Source organism: Clostridium sp. (genome assembly GCF_022482905.1).
In the GTDB taxonomy this organism is placed as follows: Bacteria; Bacillota; Clostridia; order Clostridiales; family Clostridiaceae; genus Clostridium_B.
This window is the reverse complement of the sequence record NZ_JAKVOI010000001.1, coordinates 1700326-1723173: the sequence shown is the minus strand read 5'-3', so window position 1 is coordinate 1723173 and position 22848 is coordinate 1700326. Positions and strand designations below refer to the sequence as shown.

Sequence of the window (22848 nt, the reverse complement as noted above, 5' to 3'; positions counted from 1 at the left end):
AAATTATGTTAAGTGATAGATTTAAATATGATAGCTTAGAATGTATTAATTTAAATAATATTCAAAAATTAACTAAAAACCAAGTTTTGGAAAAGCTAAATAAAGGGATTTATTTAAATAAAGAGGTAAAATGTCAATGTGGAAATAATAGTTTTGAAATTTTGTCTGAAAAAGATAGATATGGGATTCCTTTAACTACTGTAATCTGCCAAAAATGTGGCTTAGTTATGACAAATCCAAGAATGAACCAATTTTCATATGATCAGTTCTATGATAAGGAATATAGGAAATTATATTTGGGTGTACAGGAACCTAATTTTGATTTTTATAATCTTGAACAAAAAAGAGGAGAAAAAATATTTAGGTATGTTAGTAGTTCAATTAATTTAGATAATAATGAGGTATTAGAAGTAGGATGTGGGGCAGGTGGAATATTAGATATATTTAAAAAAAATGGATGTAGTGTTATAGGGGTGGATCTAGATAGCAATTACATAAATTATGGTATAGATAAAGGATTAGAACTTTATTGTACACATTCAAAAAACTTAATTGATAAGTATCTGGAAAAATTTGATTTAATAATATTGAGCCATGTGTTAGAACATTTCCTAGATATAGATAGTGAATTAGAAATAATATATAAATTATTAAAGCCGACTGGATATTTGTATGTAGAAGTTCCTGGATTAAAAAGTTTACTAATTGGATATGACAAGTGTGACTTTTTATATTATTTACAAAATGCACATACGTATAGTTTTGATTTAGATACATTGGTGCAAATAATGAAATGGAGTAAATTTAAATTTATAAAGGGCGATGAGAGAATACATAGTCTATTTAAAAAAATTGATTATAGAAGTAATACTGTTGTTAATTATTATAATGATGTAAAAAGTTACCTTGTAGATTTAGAGAAAAATAAGGATAAATATAAAAAAGAATATGAGAATTTTATGGAGAAAAAAAGTAGAGCTGAAAGGGAAAAGAAATTTAAAATAGTAAAAGAAAGAATAAGCAATTATAAAGATAATACTGTGGTTTTGTATGGAACAGGAAATCATACTAAAATTTTATTGGATTATATTGGCTATACTAATAAGATTTTGGGCTTATTAGATAAAGGGAAAGACAAAATTAATAAGATGTATTATGGATATGAAGTTCTGAATTTAGAAAAAATATTTCATAAAATAAAAGCTATAGTTATATCTTCAGATAGTTACCAAAAAATAATATATGATAGAATTAAGGATTATGAGAAATATGGAATTGATATAATAAAAATTTACTAAACAGAATATTAATCATGGATTGGATGTGAAAAAAATTATTATTAATTTATTTTATATTTTATCGCAGAATAAAAAGTATATTTCTATACATAGTAAAAATGAAAATATATCCAATTATTTAAATGAAGTTAGTAGAGAAGAGATTTTTAATTATATAAAATTTTTAGAATGTCAAAATTATAACGGATTTTATTTAGAAGATATTTATATGTATGATGATATACCTTTATATTTCTTTTTTAGAGATACACTTTATGCTAGAGTTGAACATTTATTAAATTGTATAGAAATAATTAATCAATTGGAAAATAAATTTTCAATTGATGATATCATAGTTACAACTGATAGCTTTATGATGTATAATGTTGCAACACAATTATTTAACTTACAATGTATTAAGGTAAAACCAACCAATAAAAATAAAAAAGAAGTTAATTCTGACACTGCATATTTATTAGATCAAAGATCAAAGATAGGGATAAAACATCTTAGTGAATTTAAAAAGAAATATTTACTAAAAAAAAATTTTTTAGTGCTTTCTCATGCTATGAATTTAAATATAATCAATGATACTATAAATAAAAAACAATTTTATTATGATACACAGATAGGTCCTATAATTGACAGATTGAAAGAAAATTATAATATACTTAATATTCAAAAGTGTAATAAGATAAGTTTAAATAAATCTATAGAAAGTAATTTAGAGTATTATCCTTACGAACAAATAGAAAATATTATTAGTCTAGAAAATGTGAAAGTAGAAAATAATAAGATTATTATCAATGATAAAATTTTAAAAAATTTGAATTATAAATATAAAAAATTAAATTTATATAAAATAATTGTTAATAATTTTTTTAGTGACTATAAGGAAAGATGTGATAATGCCTTAAAAAGAATTTTAATTTTAATGAATATATTTAAACAATTTAAAATAGAAAAATGCTTAATTATGGATGAAACTTATAGTGGAAGACCATTCATATTTGCTGCAAATAAATTGTGGATAAAAAGTTTTTCTTGTCAGCATGGTATTATTACTAATAAAAGATTTTCACAAGCTATAGAGTCAAAATACAATGATATTTTAGCGCCTACAAAAACATTTGTGTGGGGGAAATTTTTTAAAGAAAAATTGATTAATAATGGAACCATATATTCTGATTCTAATGTATTAATATCTGGGCAAGTTAGAACAGATTTAATATTTAAATATTACATTAATCAGAGACAAAATAAATGTTCTCAAACTAAAAATACTAATAAAGTAAATATTTTATATATCACTCAAGGAGCAAGTGATACTGATAAACCGGCAATTAAAATATTATTTAATTCTTTAAAAAAGTTGGATAAAGATTATAATTTAATAATTAAACTGCACCCAGCAGATGCTAAATATAATTTTTATAAAAATATGACAAAACAATACAACCTAAAAAATTTTAAAATAGTACAAAATTATGATTTATATTTATTGCTTCAATGGTGTGACTTTGTTGTAAATGTATTCTCTACTGTTACACAAGAAGCATTGATATTTAATAAAAAATGTATTTGTATATTATTACCTAAGTATGGAGATGCATCGGGATTTGTAAAAGATGGGATAGCGTTAGGAGTAAAAGATGAATATGAGTTATTAAATAATATTACAAAAATCAATAAAAAAAATATTTTAAATAATAAAATATTAGAAAAGCGATTTTATAAAATTGATGGACATGTTACAGATAGAATAGTTAAAGCTATATTAATAGAAAAACAACCGGTTTAGTAGATTCATAAAATATTGTGGAGGAAAAACATGGAAAATAAAAGAGCTATAATCTTTGGAGCGTCTAATCTAGGAAATATAGCATATAATGTCCTCAAATATAAATATCAGATATGCTATTTTAGTGACAATGATAAACAAAAATGGGGAAAAAGTTTTAATGGATTAGAAATAATTGAACCCAGCAAATTATACAAGTTTAATAATAAAGATTTTAAAATTATTATTGCTAGTATATATTATGGGGAGATATCAAATCAATTGCAAAATATTGGTTTCAAAGAAATATATAATTTTTGTTATTGTGATCCTAATGATAGAACATATAAAAAAAGATATTCTGTAGATAAGATTCATGATTATAGAATTTATGATGACATAATGTTGGATGAGAAATTTAAAACTAGATTTAGAAATAATTTTAATCTTATATATAATATAAATGATAATTATTGCAAAAATAAAAATATTAGTGCTACTAAAAAAGTTTTAATAGTATCCTATATTTTTCCACCTATAGGTGGAGGTGGAGTTCAAAGAACTTTAAAATTTGTAAAATATCTTAGGGAATATGGATGGGAACCTATAGTTTTAACTGTAGGTAATGATTTTGGGTATGATAATAAAGATAATAGTTTAATTGATGATATTCCAGAAGATATTAATATAATTAGAATAGATCATAATATATTTAATTCGGAACAATTGAATAAGAATTTAATTAAAGAATTTATAAATTTAATTTATGGAGTTGTTGATGACAAATATATTATGAATGAATATTTATATTATATTCAAGATAATAATTGTTCCAACAGAAATTCTATTTTTATTCCAGATATTTGTGTTGGATGGGTAAATAATGTATTAAAAAATATAGTTAATATTATAAATTTTAATGATATTAGCTTAGTGTATACAAGTTCAAGTCCTTATTCCGATCATATAATAGGATATTATCTAAAAAGAAAGTATAATATACCTTGGGTAGCTGACTTTAGAGATGAATGGACTAATCATGCTTACTATTCCGAAGAATATTCTAAAATACCTATTGAGTATAAGATTAATAGAAAAATGGAAGAAAATATTGTTAATTTATCAGATGCAATTTTAACAGTTACACCTATTTGTGTCCAAAATTATATTAATAATTTTAATTTAGAGAAGAATAAAGTCATATTAATAACAAATGGATATGATGAAAGTGATTTTTCAAAACTGGAACACGTAAAAAATGATAAATTCACATTGATTTTTAATGGTTCTTTATATAAAGAAATTAATCCATTGAATATTATTTTATCTATAAATCAATTAATTGATGATCACAAAATTAATGTGAATAATTTGCAAGTCAGGTTAATTGGTACTATTACAATAAATATAAAAACTTTATTATATGAGAATGATAAATATAATATTATTAAATATTGTGGATATTTATCACATAATTTAAGTCTGAGGATGGCATCTTCTGCCGATATTTTATTACTTATACTGGGAGAAAGTGAAAAAGTTAAATCTGTTTATACTGGGAAACTTTTTGAGTATTTGAGACTATATAAACCTATATTGGCATTATCTCCAAAAGGTAGTTTAGTTGACCAGCTATTAAATGTAACTAAAAGTGGGAAAAATTTTGAATATGATGATATTAATGGTATTAAAGAATATATTTTAAATCAATATAGAAATTGGAAGGATGGTATCAAAAAATTTTATCCTAACAAAAATGAAATAGAAAAATATGAAAGAAAAAATTTAACTAAAGAATTGGCTAAAGTTTTTAATGATCTAATAAATTAAGCTTATTGGTAAATAAATATATTTGGAGGACTTCGATGAATGTAGATATTTCTGTTATTATGCCAGTGTACAATGCAGGAAAATATTTAGAAGAATCTATTGAAAGCGTATTAAATCAGACTTATAAAAATTTTGAATTTGTAATAATAAATGATGGCTCAACAGATGATTCATTAAATATAATAAATTACTATGCAGCAAAAGATAATAGAATAAAGATAATTTCAAGAGAAAATAAAGGTCTTGTATATTCTTTGAATGAGGGAATAAAGTTGGCAAAGGGAGAATATATAGCCCGAATGGATGCGGATGATATATCCATGCCTGAAAGATTTACGAAACAAATTGATTTTTTAGAAAATCATAATCAAGTAGATATTTTAGGATCTAAAGTATCTATTATTGGTAATATAACTGATGAAGAAAAATTTAAACATGAAAAAAAATTAAATATTTTATTTAATGCTGAAAGAGCTAGACAAACTTTATTGACTTATTGGTATTGTTTAGCACATCCATCTATAATGTTTAAAATAAATGTAGTTACTACATTAAAAGGGTATAAGAATTATAAAGCTGAAGATTTAGAGTTATGGTTGAGAGCATTAAAAAATGGGTTTAAAATTTATAAAATGAATGAAAAACTTTTGAAATACAGGATACATAATGAATCTAAAACTAGTACAGATAATAAAAGGTTTGATGGAGTAAAAGATGGTATAAAGATAAAATTTTTAGATGTTTTCAATAATTGTACTAAAAAAAATTTTAGATATTTAATATGGGGTGCCTCTAATGGAGGTAAAATATCAAAAGAAGTTATAGAAAATATTATTCCAGATTCAACATGTATAGGATTTATTGACAAGTTTAAAAAAGGAGAATTTGAACGAATAAAGATATTTAATCCCGATAAATTAAATAGCATTAAATTTGATTATGTGTTTGTAGCAACAGAACCTGGGAAAGAAGAAGCCATAAATAAGCTAGAATCTATGAGGTTACAAAATATAAAAAATTTTTTGTGTACTATATAACTTGGATTGAGGTAGGATAAATATTTATGATTAAATTAGCAGTAGTAATTTGCAATTATAACAAAAAAAATTACATATTAAAATGCATAGAATCGGTAATGGAATCATCATTCAAAAATTTAGATATTTATGTAGTAGATAATGCATCTACAGATGAATCTGTACAAGCTATAAGGCAGAATTTCAGTGGTAAGTTAACGTTAATCGAAAATGCAGAGAATTTAGGTGGTTCAGGTGGTTTTAATACTGGATTGAAGGAAGTTCTAAAAAAGGATTATAGATATATTCTGCTGCTGGATAATGATGTTATTATGGATAAAGAAGCAATTTTGAATTTGTATGATTTACTGGAAAATAGTGCTAATATAGCTATAGCAGGTTCAAAATTGTATTCTATGAATAATCCTAAGCAGATTCAGGAATTGGGAGCTGTAATTGATTTTTCAAAGTTTTATATTGAACCTTTTTATAAAGGACATATTGATGATGGTACACTGCCTGAAGTAATTGAATGTGACTATGTGCCTGCATGTTCCATGATCGTAAGAGTAGATGCAGTTAAAAGAGTTGGAATCATGGATGAGGCGAATTTTATATATTGGGATGACATTGATTGGGGTTATAGGTTTAAGCTGGCAGGTTATAAAGTGGTTTCCTGCTCCAAGTCAATGGTATGGCATAATATGGGGGTTTCTCAGAAAGTCAATACCTTTGGTACATACTATTTCTGGCGTAATAGAGTTCATTTTTTTACGAAATATTGTAATGAAAAACAGATTAAGAGTTTCTCTTTAAAATTATTCGATGAAATCTTTCAGGCTGTGTATTCCTGTAATTACATAGGAAAATACAGCAGTGCAAGGACCATAATGAGGGCTGTGGATGATGCGCTAAATGGTATAAGAGGAAAAGCTGGCGGCAATAGAATAATGCAATTGGAAAAGATATCGGATAAATTCAATAGTGTACTTGAAGATAAAAATAACATATTGATTGTAGATGGTTCGGAATTAAAAATATTGAGAGATGTAATAAACAGAATAAGATCCTTGAATAAAAATGCAAGAATAACTGTTGCGGCAGATAATGAGGGTCAATTAGCAAATCAATTTGAAAATTTGGATGTCTTAAATGTGGATAATATAGAAAATTTAAATAAATATGACTGCAATTTAAAAACTTGTTATCATATGTTTGATGCAAGGTATAGTATTGATGATAAAGTAATATATGTGGATAGATTCTTTAATATAATAGCATCTGATAGTGACAGGGAATATGTGAAAAATTATGACAACTCTTATAATATGCTGAAAAATATATGGTATCCTATACTTCTAAATAAAATTTTAGAGCTCAAGCAGACCTTTGAAGATTAAAATTCTGTTTAATCTTCATTTTTTATATTATTTTACGATAATTTAATGTAGAATGTTATCTGTTTGGTTATGAATGAAGATTTATAATTACGGTAGTTGATGATGCCTTAAATAATTTAACGGGGAAAGTGGAAGATAATAAAATATTAGACATTGAAAAAAATTAAGGATAGGTTTATGGAACTAATAAAGGGAAAAAGATATTCTTATTTTAAATAATTAGGATACGGATGTTATAAGAAATATTGTTAATAAGATTCAAAGTTTAAATAGTGAGATTAATTTAAAAATGTGCTTTATGTTGATAGGTTCTTTAATATTATAATAGATGAAGAACACAAGAAATATATAAATGATTATGATAATATATAATGACAGGAAGTGGAGATAGATGTTTTTGGATCTAAATAGGGAATCTTGTTTGAAAAAGGTTTTAAATTCTAATGGAAATGTTATTTTATTTGGTGCTGGTGGATATGGAAGATTGATGTTTAGCATTTTTAAAAAACTTAATATGAAAATAAAATATTTTTGTGACAATGATATTAATAAACATGGAAAAAATATAGATGAAATTAAAGTTATCAGTCCAAATGAGCTTTCTCAATTTAAAAGGGATACTCCAATAATTATAACAAGTGATTATAATAATTATTTTTGTGAAATATATGAACAGCTAAAAAAAATGAAATTTGACAATTTATATTATTTTTCACCGCATTTTATAATGGAACATTATAATGAATTACTTTATAATAGCATAGCAAATAATATTGAAAATATAGAAAACTTATTTAAAATTTTAGAAGATGGAAAGTCAAAAAATGTGTTGAAAAGTGTTTTAAATTACAGATTGACTTTTGATATAAATGATTTGATTAATTGTGTGAGCAAAAATGAGATGTATTTTGATAAGGATATAATGGACTTCAAAGGAGAAAATTATTTTATTGATGGAGGAGCTTATGACGGTAAGACTATTTTAAAATTTATAGAAGCAGCAAAAGGTAATTTTAAGTTTGTATATTCTTTTGAGCCAGATAAAAATAATTTTGCTCTTTTAAAAAGTAATAAAAGATTAGTAGAATATAGTTCTAAAATCAAGTTAGAAAATAAGGGTTTGTATAAACAAACGGGAAAAGTTTGTTTCTCTAACTCTGCTAATCAAGGTTCTTGTATAAATGAAGGTTGTCCTAATAATTTAATTAATACAATTAGTATTGATGATTATGCTGTAAATAATAAAATAACTTTTATTAAAATGGATATAGAGGGTTCGGAAATAGACGCTATAAACGGTGGAATTAAAACTTTAAAATTTGTGAAACCTACATTATCTATATGTTTATATCATAAGATGAATGATTTATGGGAGATACCTCTTCTTATAAAATCAATTCAGCCGGACTATAAAATTTATTTGAGACAATATGAATATACTCTTTATGATACTGTTTGTTATGCAATATAAACTTTAATAGGATATTATATTGTACTAAAATATGTATCCAAGGTTTATTTTTTATATTCTTTTTTCGATAATTTTAATATAGAATATTAAACAAATTTGGAGGTTGAAATGGATACTCCTTTGGTAAGTATAGTGACTATATGCTGGAACAGAAAAAAAGATATACTGGAAAGCCTGAAGGGTATATTTGAAATAGAATACGGCAATCTGGAAGTAATTGTTGTGGACAACCATTCTACAGATGGTACTGTAGAGGCCATAGAGTGTGAATTTCCGGAAGTTAGGCTTATAAAAATGTTTAAAAATATAGGTATAGAAGCCTATAACATAGGATTTAAAAATGCCGGAGGCAAATACATAGTCATACTTGATGATGATTCTTTCCCGCATAAATATGCAGTGCAGAGAATGGTAGACAAGTTTGAGAATGATGAAAAACTTGGAATGGTGGCTTTTGATGTGAGAAACTATTATAATTACGACCAGGTTAAAGCGGTGGAAAAGCAGAAAATGCTAAAAGCAGATACAGCTGCTGGGTCAAAGGGATATCTTATGGCTTTCAATGGTGCCGGCGCCGGTGTGAGAAGGGAACTGCTGGAGAAGGCAGGATTTTATCCTGAAGAATTTTTCCTGTACTGGAATGAACAGGATACCGCCTTCAGAATACTGGATATGGATTATAAAATAGAATTTTTTTCGGATGTCATATCCTATCACAAGTATTCACCTAAAAACAGGGTTTCCTGGAGAGCACCCTACTACTATACCCGCAATGCCTTCTGGCTTATATGGAAAAACTATCCTGTAAAAAAAGCACTGGAGCTTACGGTAAGGATGGTGTACGACTGCTTTTATTATTCCATGGAGCAGAAAACTTTCATCTATATTAAAGCCATGTGCAGTGCATTTTGGGAAATAAATAAAATATACGGCAAGAGAAAAGTAGTAAAAGATTATATATGGGAAAATTTGCGAATACCCTTCAACGTTGCATTTACATTTTTCAAATAGGAGCTGTATTTTATGAAAAACATTTTGATAATTCGCTCTGTAAGTTTTCAGCAGTTGGATTTGAACATAGTTGCCATAAAGGATAAATACCCTGGGTACAGCATAGATCTTCTCACCCATGAGCACGGTGTGAAGCTGGCACAAAAGTACAGGGATGTTGACAATATATACGTCTATCCCTATAAAGAAGGTTTTAAATCCGGCAACAGAGTTGGTGAAATTGAAGATAAAAAATTTGACATAGTTGTAATACCTGTAACCAACATATCTGGAGCAGGATTTTTCAATGTACTGAGATATTCAAAAATGATTTCAGCGGATAAAATGGTAATGTGCAATGTGGTGTCTGACTTGAAGGAAATATCTTATTTTCAGATATACTTTATGAATATAAAAAGCATTGTATTTAAAATACTGTCAGTAATACTGACTGCTGTCATTTCATTCTTTATGATAATTTTTTTACCCTTTGGGCTAAGGAGAATAACTAAAAAACAATAGATATTTACTGGAGGAAATTTTATGTTTGATTATCTTGTAGTTGGATGTGGTTTTGCAGGAAGTGTATGTGCCAGAGTTCTTGCGGAAAGAAATAAAAGGGTTCTGATTATAGATAGAAGAAATCATATAGGGGGAAATGCCTATGACTATTATGACAATTCGGGTATAATGGTGCATAAGTATGGACCTCATATTTTTCATACGGAAAATAAAAGGGTATGGGATTTTGTATCTAGATTTACAACCTGGAGAAAATATCAGCATAGGGTGCTTTCCTATGTAGATGGAAAAATGCTTCCTTTCCCCATCAATGTGGATACTGTAAATATGCTCTACGGGACACATTATGATTACCTGAATATAGATGAATTCTATAGAACTTTTGCAGATGACAGTATGGACATAAAAAATTCCAGGGACATGATAGTTTCCAAAGTAGGAGAGGAACTTTACGAGAAATTTTTCAGGGGATACACTAAAAAACAGTGGGATCTTTACCCGGAAGAACTGGATAGTGAGGTTACAGCCAGGATTCCCATAAGGTTCAGCAGAGATGACAGGTATTTTACAAACAAATACCAGGGAATGCCGGAGCATGGCTATACCAGGTTGTTTGAGAATATTTTGGATCATAAAAATATAAAGGTAATGTTTAATACGGATTATTTTGAAATAAAAGATGAGATAAACTACAAGAGTTTGATATACACCGGTCCAATAGATTATTTTTTCAATTACTGTTTTGGAAATCTCCCCTACAGATCTCTTGAATTTGTCCAGGAAACCTATGATGTGGAATATTATCAGAAAGCTGGAACGGTAAACTATCCCAATGACTATGACTTTACAAGAATTACGGAATACAAATATTTTACGGGACAGAAAGCTCCTGTGACCACTGTTGTAAAGGAATATTCAAAAGCTGAAGGTGAACCTTACTATCCAATACCCAGGAAAGAAAACAAGACCTTGTATAAAAAATATGAGAAGAAAGCAAAAGAACTTGACAATACCTATTTTATAGGGCGCCTGGCAAACTACAAATATTTCAACATGGATGCTGTTGTACACGAGGCTCTCGTATTGATGGACAAAATTGAATTGTATATATAGGATTTTACAAAAATTGTAAACCGTGAATCATGAACTGTAAATTATGTATGTGGGAGTGATATTTTGTATAACATATTGATGTTTGGTACGGGTAGAATGTCTATTTGGGCAGAAAATGTTTTGAACAATGATGTGAATATACTGGCTTATGTGGATAATGACAGCAGTAGGTGGGACAGTACCAGGAATGGAAAAATTGTTGTAGGTCCGGATAAAATAGAAAAATATAACTATGATTATATAATAATAGGCAGTCAATTCAATCAGGAAATTTATGGACAATTGATTGATATGAGAGTAGATAATGATAAAATACTTCAATTCAGCGTATTTATTGATAATTGTTTCAATTACTATAAATACAATTTGGATAAATTTATTTCATCTAGTGAGAAAATAGAATTGATGACTACTGGAATATCTTATGCAGAAATAGGTTTCAGCGAACACATATGTTGTAAGAAATCTTTTAAATTTGCTGTTAGGCATCAAGATTTGTTTTATGATTATCATACTGTCAAATATATTTTGAAAAATTTTCCGCAGAAAGCAGCTCATATAAAATATGTATTGATTGGACTTTGCTATTATAGCTTTCAATATGATATGTCACTGTCTGCCATGGCAAATAAGACAGTAATTTATTATCCTATTCTCAAAACAGCACATCATTTTAAAAATATAGAAAAAGTGTATGAAGGCTACAGGATAAATAAAAACATAGCAGATAATATATTCAGAAAAAATCAGAAGGGAAATTATGATTTTAAATGGGATATGCCCACAACACTTAAGGATTACAGTGACAAGTGGAAAATAGGAAGGGAATCTGCTGTGCGAGACTGCAATAAAAATTATCCTAAAACCGCAGCTGAAAATGAAAGTATTTTTGTAGAATATTTGAAGTTTCTGAAAAATTATAATATAAAGCCTATAGTGTTAGTTTATCCTGTTACCAGATATTATTCTAAATATTTTTCAGATAAAATTGAAGAAGAATTTCATTCTATAATAAATAAAACAAGACAGAAATATGATTTTCAGTATATTGATTATTTCAGATCAGATTTATTTGATGATGATGATTTTGGGGATGTGTCCCATTTGAATTGGAGGGGCGCAGAAAAGTTTACTAGAATATTGAATAAAGAAATTGATTGGTAGATACGTTTGCTGAATTGAGAGGGATTTGATTATGGAAGATTTTAATGTAGTATTTTTTGGAGGGTCTATAACTAATGGTGCAGGAGCTTCTAACTATAAAAATTCATATGTACATATAGTAGGAGAATATTTAAAGAATTTATATAAAAATAAGAGAGTTAATATAATGAATTCGGGAATTAGTGGTACGGGCTCAGCTTTTGGACTATTCAGACTGAAAAAGGATGTAGTAGTTAAGAAACCGAATTTGGTATTCATAGAGTTTGCCGTAAATGACAGGATAGAGAGTTCAAATTATGCTGCTGTAACTATGGAAGGAATATTAAGTCAACTTTCCAGGCTGGAGCCTAGACCTGCAGTAGCTTTACTGATAGCTCCCACTGGATTGGCTGATGCCTGCGGCAGTGTACATAAACACATATCATATTATTATGGTGTTCCGGTTATAGATATACAGGATTATGTATTCAAGCATATTGGTATGGATGAGTATACCTGGAAGGATATTTCCATTGACAATCTTCATCCGAATGACAGAGGACACAATATATATGCTGAATGTATAGTAGATGCTATAAAGAAAAATTTAGATGTAATCAGTGTAAAGCCGCTTTGCAGGATAAATACTATAACAGGCTATTCATTTAAAAATCCTGATATTGTCAGCTATGAAAAGGCTGAATTTTACGGACATTGGAGGGAAGAACAGACAAATATGCCTCAGATGAAGATAGCTGCAGTTTCAGATTCTGTTGGAGATTTTATTGAATTTAAATTTAACGGTAGATGTATTGCTATAACTACATTATTTTCAGATGAAAATGGTGGTGCCGATATAAATATTGATGGTATAAATTATTTCCTTGATTTGTACAGAAATTCCAAACCAAGTTTTCTGATGGCAATAAATATTTTTAATTTATCAGATGGCTGTCATGACATGACAATTAAGGTAAGCAGTAGAAAAAATCGAAATAGCAGGGGAAATAAGGTTGTTGTTGGAGGATTTTTAATAGATGATTAATAATAGATATAAAGGAGAAATGATAATCAAGTGGGATATTATACAGGAAAAAATATATTGATTATTGGTGGAACGGGAACTATAGGAAAAGGACTTATACCACAACTGGTAAAACAGCATCCTAAGGTTATAAGGATATTCAGCAGAGATGAGTACAAGCAGTTTGTAATGCAGAGTGAAATGGAAAATCTGCGTGGATTCAGATTTTTAATAGGAGATGTCAGGGATTATGAGAGGGTGGAAAGGGCAATGAATGAAATAGACATAGTATTCAACCTTGCTGCCATGAAACATGTACCTGCTTGTGAGTATAACCCTTCGGAGGCTATAAAGACCAATGTAATGGGTATGGAAAATGTGATTAAAGCAGCGGAATATCACAACGTGGAAGCTGTCATATTTACAAGCTCCGACAAGGCAATAAATCCTACCAATTCTTATGGTGCTACAAAGCTTCTTGCAGAGAAGCTTGTGCAGGCCGCTAATTACAGCAAGGGCAAAGTCAGAACTAAATTTGTAGCTGTGAGATTTGGAAATGTCATGGGTTCACGTGGTTCTGTAATTCCTCTTTTTAAAAAACAGATTGCTGAATTTAAGAGGATAACTGTAACTGATCCAAATATGACAAGGTTTATGATGACTCTTACCCAGGCTGTAAATCTCATAATGGATTCAGGAGAGAAGTCCTATGGTGGAGAAGTTTTTATACTCAAGATGCCTGTAATAAAGCTGCAGGATCTGGCAGAAATAATAATAGAAGAAGTTGTACATAGGACAGATATGCTTGAAGGTGAAGTGTATATGGAGAGTATAGGTCTCAGAGCAGGTGAGAGAAAATTTGAAGAGCTTATGACGTTGGAGGAATCCGAATTTGCCGTTGACATGGGCAGGATGTATGCCGTACTGCAGTCAGAGGCAGGTAAAAGCATCGCCTCAAAGTATGATAGATATTCCAGAGCACAAGTTAAAAGTTATAATTCATCTGATGCTGTACCTGTGACAAAGGAATATGTAAGAGAGCTTCTGTTAAGTGAGAGGCTGATTTAGAAAGGATGTATTTAATTTGAAAATAGCCATTAGGGCAGAAGGCGGCACTAAAATAGGTATGGGTCATATAATGAGAACCCTTGTGCTGGCAAAAGAGTTGTCTGTGAATAATGAAATATTTTATATATGCAAAAACAATGTGGAAAATAAAGCTGGAATATCGGAAATACAGAAAAGCGGATTTAAGGTGTATACTTTTAAACGTGATATTTTAGAAATACTTTCAAATTTGGATATAGATATTCTTATAACTGACAGCTATGATGTAGATGAAAATTATTTTATCAGTACAAAAAAGTTTTCAAAATATACCGCCTATATAGATGATGTAAATTCTTTTGATTATCCGGTTGATTTAATTATAAACCAGAATATAAATGCAGTTGAATTTGATTACAGGCAGAAGTATAAACTATTGGGCTTAAAGTATCTAATGTTAAGAGATGAGTTTAGAAATTTACCTGCAAGACATATCCATGGGAACGTTAAAGATATAATGATAACAATGGGGGCTTCTGATCCTGTTGAGTTTACCGGAGTTATTGTCAATTGGATAAAGAATTTGAAGTTTAATTTTCATGTCATTATAGGACCTTTATTTAAAAGTGCCAGGTATTTTGAGAATATAAATATTGATAATACGGTATTTTACTTTCATGCAAAGATGTCGGATGTAATGCAGAAATGTGATTTGGCAATATCTGCTTCAGGCAGCAGTATATATGAATTCCTTGCCTGTGGAGTACCCTGTTTGAGTGTTGTAATTGCCAATAACCAATTTGGTATATCCAAAAAATTAAGTGATATTAATTTGGTGGAAAGTCTGGGATGGTACGGCAGTTTAAATGAAAGTGAATTCAAAAATAAGTTGATTGCCTTGTGCAATAATTATGATTTGAGACAACAAAGATCTATCAAGGGGCAGAAACTTATAGATGGATTTGGTGCCGGGAGGATAGCTGATTTTTTAAACAGCAGATTTGAAATTTAATATTTATAATTATATGACTTCAGGAGGTTGATTGTGTATGAACATGCTTGTAACAGGAGGAGCAGGATTTATAGGACGCTGGGTTGTAAAAAGGTTGTTAAGTGAAAATCATTCGGTAATCGTGTTGGATAACTTGTCCAATGGAAGACTTGAGAATATAGAGGAATTTAAAGGTAATTCCCATTTTAAATTTATAGGTGGAGATATAAGAGATAAAAATAAACTGGATGAAGTATTCAAGGATAAATTTGATGTGATATATCATCTTGCCGCATCCATAAATGTTCAGGACAGCATCGATGATCCGGAAACTACTTTTTTCAATGATACCGTGGGAACTTTCAACATACTTGAGAAGGCCAGATTTCAGATGTTCGGCAAAAATGGGAGAATGGACGGAAACAGCTGGATACTTGATTCAAGCGAGGATACGTATCCCTGTAAAGTAGTATTTATGAGTACCTGTATGGTATATGATGTATCTGGAGCTGAAGGAATTTCGGAAACGCATCCTGTAAAGCCTGTATCACCTTACGGAGGAAGCAAGATAGCTGCTGAAAACATGGTACTTTCCTATTATAATGCCTACAAGCTGCCGACTGTTGTAATAAGGCCGTTTAACACCTATGGGCCGTTTCAGAAAACCGGCGGTGAAGGCGGAGTTGTTGCTATATTTATAAATAATTCCCTGCATGGAAGGGATATAAATATATATGGTTCAGGAGAGCAGACAAGGGATTTACTGTATGTAAAGGACTGTGCCGATTTCATATCCGAATCCGGGTACTCACAAAATGTCAATGGACAGATAGTAAATGCAGGTACGGGCAGGGATGTGACTATAAATGAACTTGCAGATATTATATGTCATGATAAAGTGAAAATAAATCATGTAAAACACATACACCCGCAGAGTGAAATAATGAAGTTGAAATGTGATTATTCAAAGGCTAAAAGTCTTATTGACTGGGGGCCCAAGTATACTTTGAAACAGGGAATTGAGAAGACAAGGGAATGGATTGAGGGGACTAAGTTATTGAAATAGGTAGTTACACTCTAGAATAAGTTGTCATCTGGATTGTAAGTAAAGTATAAATATATGAAAAATTATTACATAGTAATGGAGATGAACGTTTTGGCTACTTCCTACGAGATAGAAACATTTTCACAAAGTAGTTTTTATGATTATAAAGAAAATCATAAAATGGATAACAGAAAATTGAAAGTTTATTTTTCAATTCCTCAAAATGGCATAAATTCAGATACAGGTATAATGTTGCTTATATCAGGATTTGGTGGGAAAGCTGTTTCAAGTGTTTATAAAAAAATGAGATATGAATTTTCAGATGAATATAATCTTGTGACAATACAATGTAATTATTTCGGATATGAATTTATGCAGATGCCGGAAAAAACATATGTACCAGATATAAATGAAAAAGAAATTAAAAATATTCTGTCTTATGATGAAGTTACTAAAGCTTACAAAAATGGCGCATTTAATTTTAATAGTTTTTTAGATGTAGCGAAAAATCATAAAATAAATATTAATGTAAAAGCAGATTTGTCAGGTGAATCAATAAGTAATTTCAATGATATGGGATTATTGCAGGCTATAGATAATATAACCTGTGTACTAAGTGTAATGAATATTTTATATGATAATGATTTGGATTTTAACAGTAAAAAGGTAATTATATATGGACATTCACATGGTGCTTATTTGGCATATTTGTGTAATGCACTTGCGCCAACTTTATTTTCATTGATTATAGATAACTCAGCTTGGTTAAAGCCTGTATATTTGTCTGATGATATTTGCAGGACAGTTACGCAGAAAATAGGAAAACTCACCTTGACGACGTTTTTTGATTATTTAGCTAAAAGGATAATAAAAGATACTGAAATATTAAGTCTTTCATATTTATATTCAAAATTTGAAAATAAATGTAATATAATATCATACCATGGTGCTAATGATAATTTAATTAGTTGCAGGGAGAAGTCATATTTCTGTAATGGGATTGATAACTGTATATATAATGAAATATCTGAAGAAAAGATAGATAATATTGTATTTAAATCTACGAACCATGGTCTGAGTGCAGATTTCCTAAAGTTGTTTGATTTCACAATGGAAAACTTTAATATAGAATTTGAAAAGGATAATCGTATTGACCTTTTAAATGAGGTTTCTTTTATTACACATAAGCATAAATATATTGTGGATTATAACAATGTGCTGCCACGGATATATATTGTTGATGTTAAATAAATATAATACTATATACTATGTAATATAAAGTAAAATAGTGGGTGAAGATATGATAATAGCTCATAACTTAATATCAATAGGAATATTCAATCAGTTGAAAAAAGTAAATAACATTAAATTTAAATCAATGGAGAAACTCTCTTCAGGATTAAGAATAAATAGGGCAAGTGTTGCTGCTGTCGGACTATCTATATCTGAAAAAATGAAGTCTCAAATAAGGGGATTATCTCAGGCAGAGCAAAATGTTCAGGATGGAATTTCATTAATTCAAACTGCTGAAGGTGGATTAATTGTTGAAACTGGAGAAAATGATTTCTTTGAATTTTTAATAGGCGGACTAACTAAAAATATTACACTTGAAGCTGGTAATTATGGTTCATCAGAATTACTTTATGAAATAAATAATAAACTTAATTAAAAAAATATAGATGTTACTGCTTCATATAGTAATGGCACATATGGAAATTTAATGTTTATCATTAATACTTCTGGGGCAGCTTCTTTTATTGAAAGTATCAGTGGTAATGCAGTAACATCAATGCTCCTGCAAAAACAGTATGGCAATACAACAGCTTTTGAAGTTACAGGCTGGACAGATATATATCCGGATGTTACTATTACAGCTGGAAACAATGATACATTGACTTTTGATATTGATGGCATTAATCATAGTATTACAATTGCATCAGGTACATATTCAACACTTACAGCTGGCGGCGAGTCGGATCTTGCCAAAACACTAAATGATGCATTTACTAATGCCGGATTAAATGTAAAAACTTATATAGTTGGTGTCCAAGGTAACGAAACAGATCCCAAGAGAGCTGTAAATTTTGCCATATATGAAAGCGAAGGAACTCATACTTTTGGAAATGTTGGAGGAAATGCAAGGGGTACACTTATGGATAAAATTGAATATCCAGCATGGCAAAGTATAGACTCTTCAGGAACGATATCTGGAAATTGCACGGGATTTGCGGCATCTATAACGGGAAATGTAAACTTATCGTCAGGTCTAACAATAACCGAGGGAGTCAATGATATTTTGAACCTTAAGGTTGACGGAGTATGGAAATCAATAATGTTGAATGCTGGAGTACATACATCAGCGAGCTTATAACTGAGATAAATGATCAGCTAACAGTTTTAGAAGTAAATATTACCGCATCATATTCAGGCAATAATTTAAGACTAGCTCATAATGAAAATGGTACTGAACATACTATTGATGATATAAGTGGAAATTCAGTTTCATCTTTGTTGATAAATATAGAACCAGGAAAAGATGCAATATAGAACAGGGAAAAGACATCAGGTTCCAAGTAGGAGCCAATGCATTGAATAACTTTTCAATTAAGATTTCTGATGTAAGAACGAATGCAATGGGAATTAGCGATATTAATGTCTCAACTAGAATAGGTGCACAGAATGCTATGGACAAAATTGATCATGCAATTAATAAGGTATCATCAGAACGTTCTAAAATAGGAGCTTATCAAAATTCACTTGAGCATATTTCCAATAATATATCAAGCTATTATCAAAATTTAATTTCTTCAGAATCTAAAATTGAAGATACTGATATGGCAAAAGAAGTTATGGAAATGAGCAAAAACAGTATTCTTGAACAGGTGGCAGAATCTTTATTATCACAATCCAATCAAATTCCAGGTAGGATTTTAGATTTATTGAAACAGTGAGAAAGGAAAGAATTTAAAAATCATAGAAAATATTCAAATTTCAGCAGGAAATATATAGAACTTAATTATATATTATTTTTGGAGGGGTAATATGTTAGATATTAAAAGAATATTTATCCAGATAGATCAAAAATATGTATGGCAGCATATTTTTTAAGGCAGATGAAAAAGATAATTTCTGTTAGAATACTTGATCCTGATAATAATGTAAGTAAGGAATCTGCAGATATTGTAAAAAGTATAAATAATGATACCAAGATTAAAGAGGTACAATAAAATGGCAGAATCTAAAAGTAAAGATATATTAGAAGTAAAAAGAAAAAATTCAAATTACAATAGTTTGGAATATATTGATATAATTAAAATGCTAATTAAAAGTAAAAAAGAATATGAAATAACAAAAGAGCAGGAAACAACTAAAAGAATGGCCATAAAGAGTGATCTTTTTAAATATCTTAAAAAATTAGATGCAAAAAAGGAAGTTCTATTAGAGGTATTTGAAAAAGAATATAATTTTAGAAAAAATACCGTTGATAAGATGTTTGATGTTGTTGAAAGGGCATTGGATGATGGAAGAGATACTGTAGTTTGTCAAGCGTTAGATAGTATTGAAGGTATAGTTAAAGAAAGTCCGTTAAAAGGCATAGCACAAGTTTCGCGTGCATTTGAAAATGATGATGAGGATTTGTTAATATAGTCTTATAAGTAGAAAAGGGGGAAACTACAGTAAATAAGTTATGAAGCCTCCTGCTTATTATAAAATGTAAATTTTGCATTTCTAGAGTGAATATTTCTTCAATTCATATTCATAAATGTAATTATAGAGGGTCGTGATTAATAATTGGATAAAGACATTAAAAATAATATAAGCAAATTAATAAAAGATTCGGATTTGGAAAGATTGGAACTGGAACTTAATGAACCTATTCAGAAAAAGTACGATATTATTTAGAAGATTATATTTTAATTATTAGGAGTGATATCATGAAAGAGGGAGAAAGTGTTGAACTTGCTAAGAGAATATATTCAAGTCATAAAGAGGCATTGGATTTCATATTTGAAAATAAGTCTGATAGAACTTCTGAGATAGCCAATATTGTTGAAAAAATTTTATCAGAAAAAGGTTATGATTTAGGATCACAGGGCAAGGGAATTACTCGTTTTTTAACAAAAAAATTAAAAGAACTTCCTATGCCTAATACAGGAACAGGTGAAGGAAGATGGAAATTAAAGGAAAGCTTTCTCTTTGAGATTAAGTACGGTACTGCTGTTAAAAGTAAAGAAATTATTTTGCAAGCAACTATAGCACCGGGAGATCGAAAAATTAGAGAGATATTAAGAAATGCTATTGAAAACACTCAAGGGGCTAAAAAAATTGAAGATATAAAAGCAAAATGGCTTACTTATTTTAAAAAGGTAAAAAAATTGATATTTTAGATAAAGAGTATGAAGATAATAAAAAAGTAGAAAGTATATTTAAAGCAATTATTGAAGAAAGTAAGAGAAATATATTAAAAGTTGAAGAAGGTATGTTAGATGTATCAAAAAAGCTTACCATGCATACCTAAAATTGAAGGTGAATTATTTATAGCAAGTTTCAAATAAAATTTTATTAAAGGGGTGACATTGAAATACAATTATCAAAAGAAAGAATAAAAGATGAAATGATTCATTGTCCTGAATTTTCTAATGTATTTGATAAATGCAGTGATTATCTGCAGGATTTATTTTTTAAACTGGCCATTGCTGTTTCTGAATATTCCTGTAATAAGAAACCTTATGTCAAGGATATGGAGAGTATTGGTTTCAGGCTTGAAAAACCATATACCACAGGAAGAAAAAGTCAGAACTATTTCATGCTTACTCTAAAACCTCAATTTAATGTTATTGATGTTTTTGTAAGAACAGATGGTGTACCTATACATTCACGTATATTGGAGCTTGATAATAAAGGAAATAGGTTTAGCGGAGGTTTTGAGTGGTATGAGTTTTCAGTAAGCGAGGAAGAAGATATTCCTGAAGCTGTGAGAATTGCTTCCATATTATATAAATATGACTAATAAAACTGATGCATATGAGGAATTGCAGTGGATAAAGTACAGATTGAGTATGCTTGACATTATTGATAAAAAACTTTTTATCATGAAAGAGTTTGTACAAAAGTTACAGGACTCCAATTTAAATAAACTGGGAGTAGAAAAATTAAATCATAAACTCAGTAATCTGGCATCACAGATTAAAGCTTTATATAGGAAGAGCAGAAAAAATTGTACTTAAATTCTATTTTCAATTTTTAATCTTCTGACTTTATCCACTATTCCCCAATAGCTTCTATCCAACTGGAATGCAATTTTCTTGTCTGAAATTCCAGTTCGTTTTGATGTTATGATAAAGTTTTCTTCCTCTTTGGAATATTTGTTTTCTGTTATGCCTTCAGACCACTTGTTTATATTTTTATAACCTTCATTTATTAATTCCGATCTTTTTTCTTCAAATCTTTCCTTTGGCTTGATCTTATAATGCATGCAGGGTATTTTCTTCACAAAGGGGCTTATAGCTTTTATAAAATTTATTATTTCACTTCTCTTATTTATTTCCAGTAAAAAATGCTTGCCATCTTTTCGTTTCTTTAGTTTTGTATTTATATCGAATGTTTTTTGATATGGCTTTGCAATATGAGGTTTTCATCTCTTGAAAAGTTTAGAGTGTAAATGTATATACTGGGGAAAATATATCTGGGGAAAATATATATGGAGCCATTTTTCTTCTTGCTTGAGTCTATAATCAGTGAGCCGTCATCCATATATAGACATGCAAGTCCTAAGGGGTGATCCAGGAGCAATATGTTTTCAGGGGTGATTATCTTTTCTCTGTTTTTATAGAACATATTGTAAAGATCAGTGTAAATACTGCTGCTGAGGCAACGGAACTGGGGATTTTTGCAGCTTGTAAGCAGTTTGAAATCAAGGTTCTCAAGCATCTGGGCTTTACACTTTCTATAGGGTACTTGTTTGCTGCATACGTGTTCTCTGTAATAGGCGTTTTTGCTTCTCCCATAGAGTGCAAGGCTTCCATCGCCAAGGAGACTTCCTACAATTATGTTCCTTTCTATTTTATTCATTTTGTATGCTTTGGTGTTTTCAGCAAAATGGATAAAGATACAATTATAAGGTTGAATTTCCGGTAGAAAAGCATAAAAAATAGTCTAAGATAACCTTGCAACCCCAAATATAAGGAGGTATCTTGGG

At 29.2% G+C, this 22848-nt stretch carries 26 protein-coding genes; 24 read left to right on the top strand and 2 right to left on the bottom strand.

Annotated features, from left to right (window positions below):
- Positions 1-5: 5 nt before the first annotated feature.
- From LKE46_RS08555 to LKE46_RS08440, 24 genes are all read left to right on the top strand, one after another.
- The gene (locus tag LKE46_RS08555; RefSeq protein ID WP_291720565.1) at positions 6-1298 is read left to right on the top strand and encodes a class I SAM-dependent methyltransferase; all 1293 of its coding nucleotides are present in this window, start codon (positions 6-8) and stop codon (positions 1296-1298) included.
- A 25-nt stretch (positions 1299-1323) separates the two neighbouring features.
- Positions 1324-3078 carry a UDP-N-acetylglucosamine 2-epimerase gene (locus tag LKE46_RS08550; protein WP_291720563.1) on the top strand — a complete coding sequence of 585 codons (1755 nt, stop codon included), beginning with the start codon at positions 1324-1326 and terminating at the stop codon, positions 3076-3078.
- Positions 3079-3108: 30 nt separating this feature from the next.
- Positions 3109-4887, top strand: coding sequence for a hypothetical protein (locus LKE46_RS08545; RefSeq protein WP_291720562.1), 1779 nt, complete (start codon positions 3109-3111; stop codon positions 4885-4887).
- A 35-nt stretch (positions 4888-4922) separates the two neighbouring features.
- Positions 4923-5924: a glycosyltransferase family 2 protein gene (locus LKE46_RS08540; protein ID WP_291720560.1), complete on the top strand. Its 1002-nt coding sequence runs from the start codon at positions 4923-4925 to the stop codon at positions 5922-5924.
- Between the two features lie 26 nt (positions 5925-5950).
- A complete protein-coding gene (locus LKE46_RS08535; RefSeq protein ID WP_291720558.1) occupies positions 5951-7303 on the top strand; it encodes a glycosyltransferase family 2 protein in 1353 nt (450 codons plus the stop codon).
- Positions 7304-7694: 391 nt separating this feature from the next.
- The gene (locus LKE46_RS08530) at positions 7695-8774 is read left to right on the top strand and encodes an FkbM family methyltransferase (RefSeq protein ID WP_291720555.1); all 1080 of its coding nucleotides are present in this window, start codon (positions 7695-7697) and stop codon (positions 8772-8774) included.
- Positions 8775-8882: 108 nt separating this feature from the next.
- Positions 8883-9785 carry a glycosyltransferase family 2 protein gene (locus LKE46_RS08525; RefSeq protein ID WP_291720553.1) on the top strand — a complete coding sequence of 301 codons (903 nt, stop codon included), beginning with the start codon at positions 8883-8885 and terminating at the stop codon, positions 9783-9785.
- 12 nt (positions 9786-9797) lie between these two features.
- On the top strand, positions 9798-10286 hold the full coding sequence (locus LKE46_RS08520; RefSeq protein ID WP_291720550.1) for a glycosyltransferase family 9 protein: 489 nt from the start codon (positions 9798-9800) through the stop codon (positions 10284-10286).
- A 21-nt stretch (positions 10287-10307) separates the two neighbouring features.
- Positions 10308-11399, top strand: a complete 1092-nt coding sequence (gene glf, locus LKE46_RS08515) for a UDP-galactopyranose mutase (RefSeq protein ID WP_291720547.1) — start codon at positions 10308-10310, stop codon at positions 11397-11399.
- 63 nt (positions 11400-11462) lie between these two features.
- Positions 11463-12563, top strand: a complete 1101-nt coding sequence (locus LKE46_RS08510) for a chemotaxis protein (RefSeq protein ID WP_291720544.1) — start codon at positions 11463-11465, stop codon at positions 12561-12563.
- Positions 12564-12594: 31 nt separating this feature from the next.
- Complete coding sequence (locus LKE46_RS08505) at positions 12595-13587, top strand: SGNH/GDSL hydrolase family protein (protein WP_291720542.1); 993 nt, start codon at positions 12595-12597, stop codon at positions 13585-13587.
- Positions 13588-13617: 30 nt separating this feature from the next.
- Positions 13618-14634 (top strand): SDR family NAD(P)-dependent oxidoreductase, encoded by a 1017-nt coding sequence (locus LKE46_RS08500; RefSeq protein WP_291720539.1) that lies wholly within the window; start codon positions 13618-13620, stop codon positions 14632-14634.
- A gap of 16 nt (positions 14635-14650) precedes the next feature.
- Positions 14651-15625, top strand: coding sequence for a UDP-2,4-diacetamido-2,4,6-trideoxy-beta-L-altropyranose hydrolase (pseG, locus tag LKE46_RS08495; protein ID WP_291720536.1), 975 nt, complete (start codon positions 14651-14653; stop codon positions 15623-15625).
- Between the two features lie 37 nt (positions 15626-15662).
- Positions 15663-16670 carry a dTDP-glucose 4,6-dehydratase gene (locus LKE46_RS08490; RefSeq protein ID WP_291720532.1) on the top strand — a complete coding sequence of 336 codons (1008 nt, stop codon included), beginning with the start codon at positions 15663-15665 and terminating at the stop codon, positions 16668-16670.
- Between the two features lie 54 nt (positions 16671-16724).
- The gene (locus tag LKE46_RS08485) at positions 16725-17900 is read left to right on the top strand and encodes a DUF2920 family protein (protein ID WP_291720529.1); all 1176 of its coding nucleotides are present in this window, start codon (positions 16725-16727) and stop codon (positions 17898-17900) included.
- Positions 17901-17937: 37 nt separating this feature from the next.
- On the top strand, positions 17938-18318 hold the full coding sequence (locus LKE46_RS17710; protein WP_366843243.1) for a hypothetical protein: 381 nt from the start codon (positions 17938-17940) through the stop codon (positions 18316-18318).
- 51 nt (positions 18319-18369) lie between these two features.
- Positions 18370-19020 (top strand): hypothetical protein, encoded by a 651-nt coding sequence (locus LKE46_RS08475; RefSeq protein ID WP_291720526.1) that lies wholly within the window; start codon positions 18370-18372, stop codon positions 19018-19020.
- The gene (locus LKE46_RS08470; protein WP_291720523.1) at positions 18969-19196 is read left to right on the top strand and encodes a hypothetical protein; all 228 of its coding nucleotides are present in this window, start codon (positions 18969-18971) and stop codon (positions 19194-19196) included. The genes LKE46_RS08475 and LKE46_RS08470 overlap by 52 nt, the downstream gene beginning before the upstream one ends.
- A 41-nt stretch (positions 19197-19237) precedes the next feature.
- A complete protein-coding gene (locus tag LKE46_RS08465) occupies positions 19238-19600 on the top strand; it encodes a flagellin (RefSeq protein ID WP_291720520.1) in 363 nt (120 codons plus the stop codon).
- A 138-nt stretch (positions 19601-19738) separates the two neighbouring features.
- Positions 19739-19876, top strand: coding sequence for a hypothetical protein (locus LKE46_RS08460; RefSeq protein ID WP_291720517.1), 138 nt, complete (start codon positions 19739-19741; stop codon positions 19874-19876).
- Position 19877: 1 nt separating this feature from the next.
- Positions 19878-20297 (top strand): hypothetical protein, encoded by a 420-nt coding sequence (locus LKE46_RS08455; protein ID WP_291720513.1) that lies wholly within the window; start codon positions 19878-19880, stop codon positions 20295-20297.
- 287 nt (positions 20298-20584) lie between these two features.
- Positions 20585-21037: a hypothetical protein gene (locus LKE46_RS08450; protein ID WP_291720509.1), complete on the top strand. Its 453-nt coding sequence runs from the start codon at positions 20585-20587 to the stop codon at positions 21035-21037.
- A gap of 227 nt (positions 21038-21264) precedes the next feature.
- Positions 21265-21660, top strand: a complete 396-nt coding sequence (locus LKE46_RS08445; RefSeq protein WP_291720506.1) for a hypothetical protein — start codon at positions 21265-21267, stop codon at positions 21658-21660.
- Positions 21653-21877: a hypothetical protein gene (locus tag LKE46_RS08440; protein ID WP_291720503.1), complete on the top strand. Its 225-nt coding sequence runs from the start codon at positions 21653-21655 to the stop codon at positions 21875-21877. Before LKE46_RS08445 ends, LKE46_RS08440 begins: the two co-directional genes overlap by 8 nt.
- Here LKE46_RS08440 and LKE46_RS08435 read toward each other — a convergent pair.
- Complete coding sequence (locus LKE46_RS08435) at positions 21874-22125, bottom strand: hypothetical protein (RefSeq protein WP_291720498.1); 252 nt, start codon at positions 22123-22125, stop codon at positions 21874-21876. The genes LKE46_RS08440 and LKE46_RS08435 overlap by 4 nt on opposite strands.
- Before the next feature lie 116 nt (positions 22126-22241).
- Positions 22242-22721: a hypothetical protein gene (locus LKE46_RS08430; protein WP_291720495.1), complete on the bottom strand. Its 480-nt coding sequence runs from the start codon at positions 22719-22721 to the stop codon at positions 22242-22244.
- Positions 22722-22848: the final 127 nt, after the last annotated feature.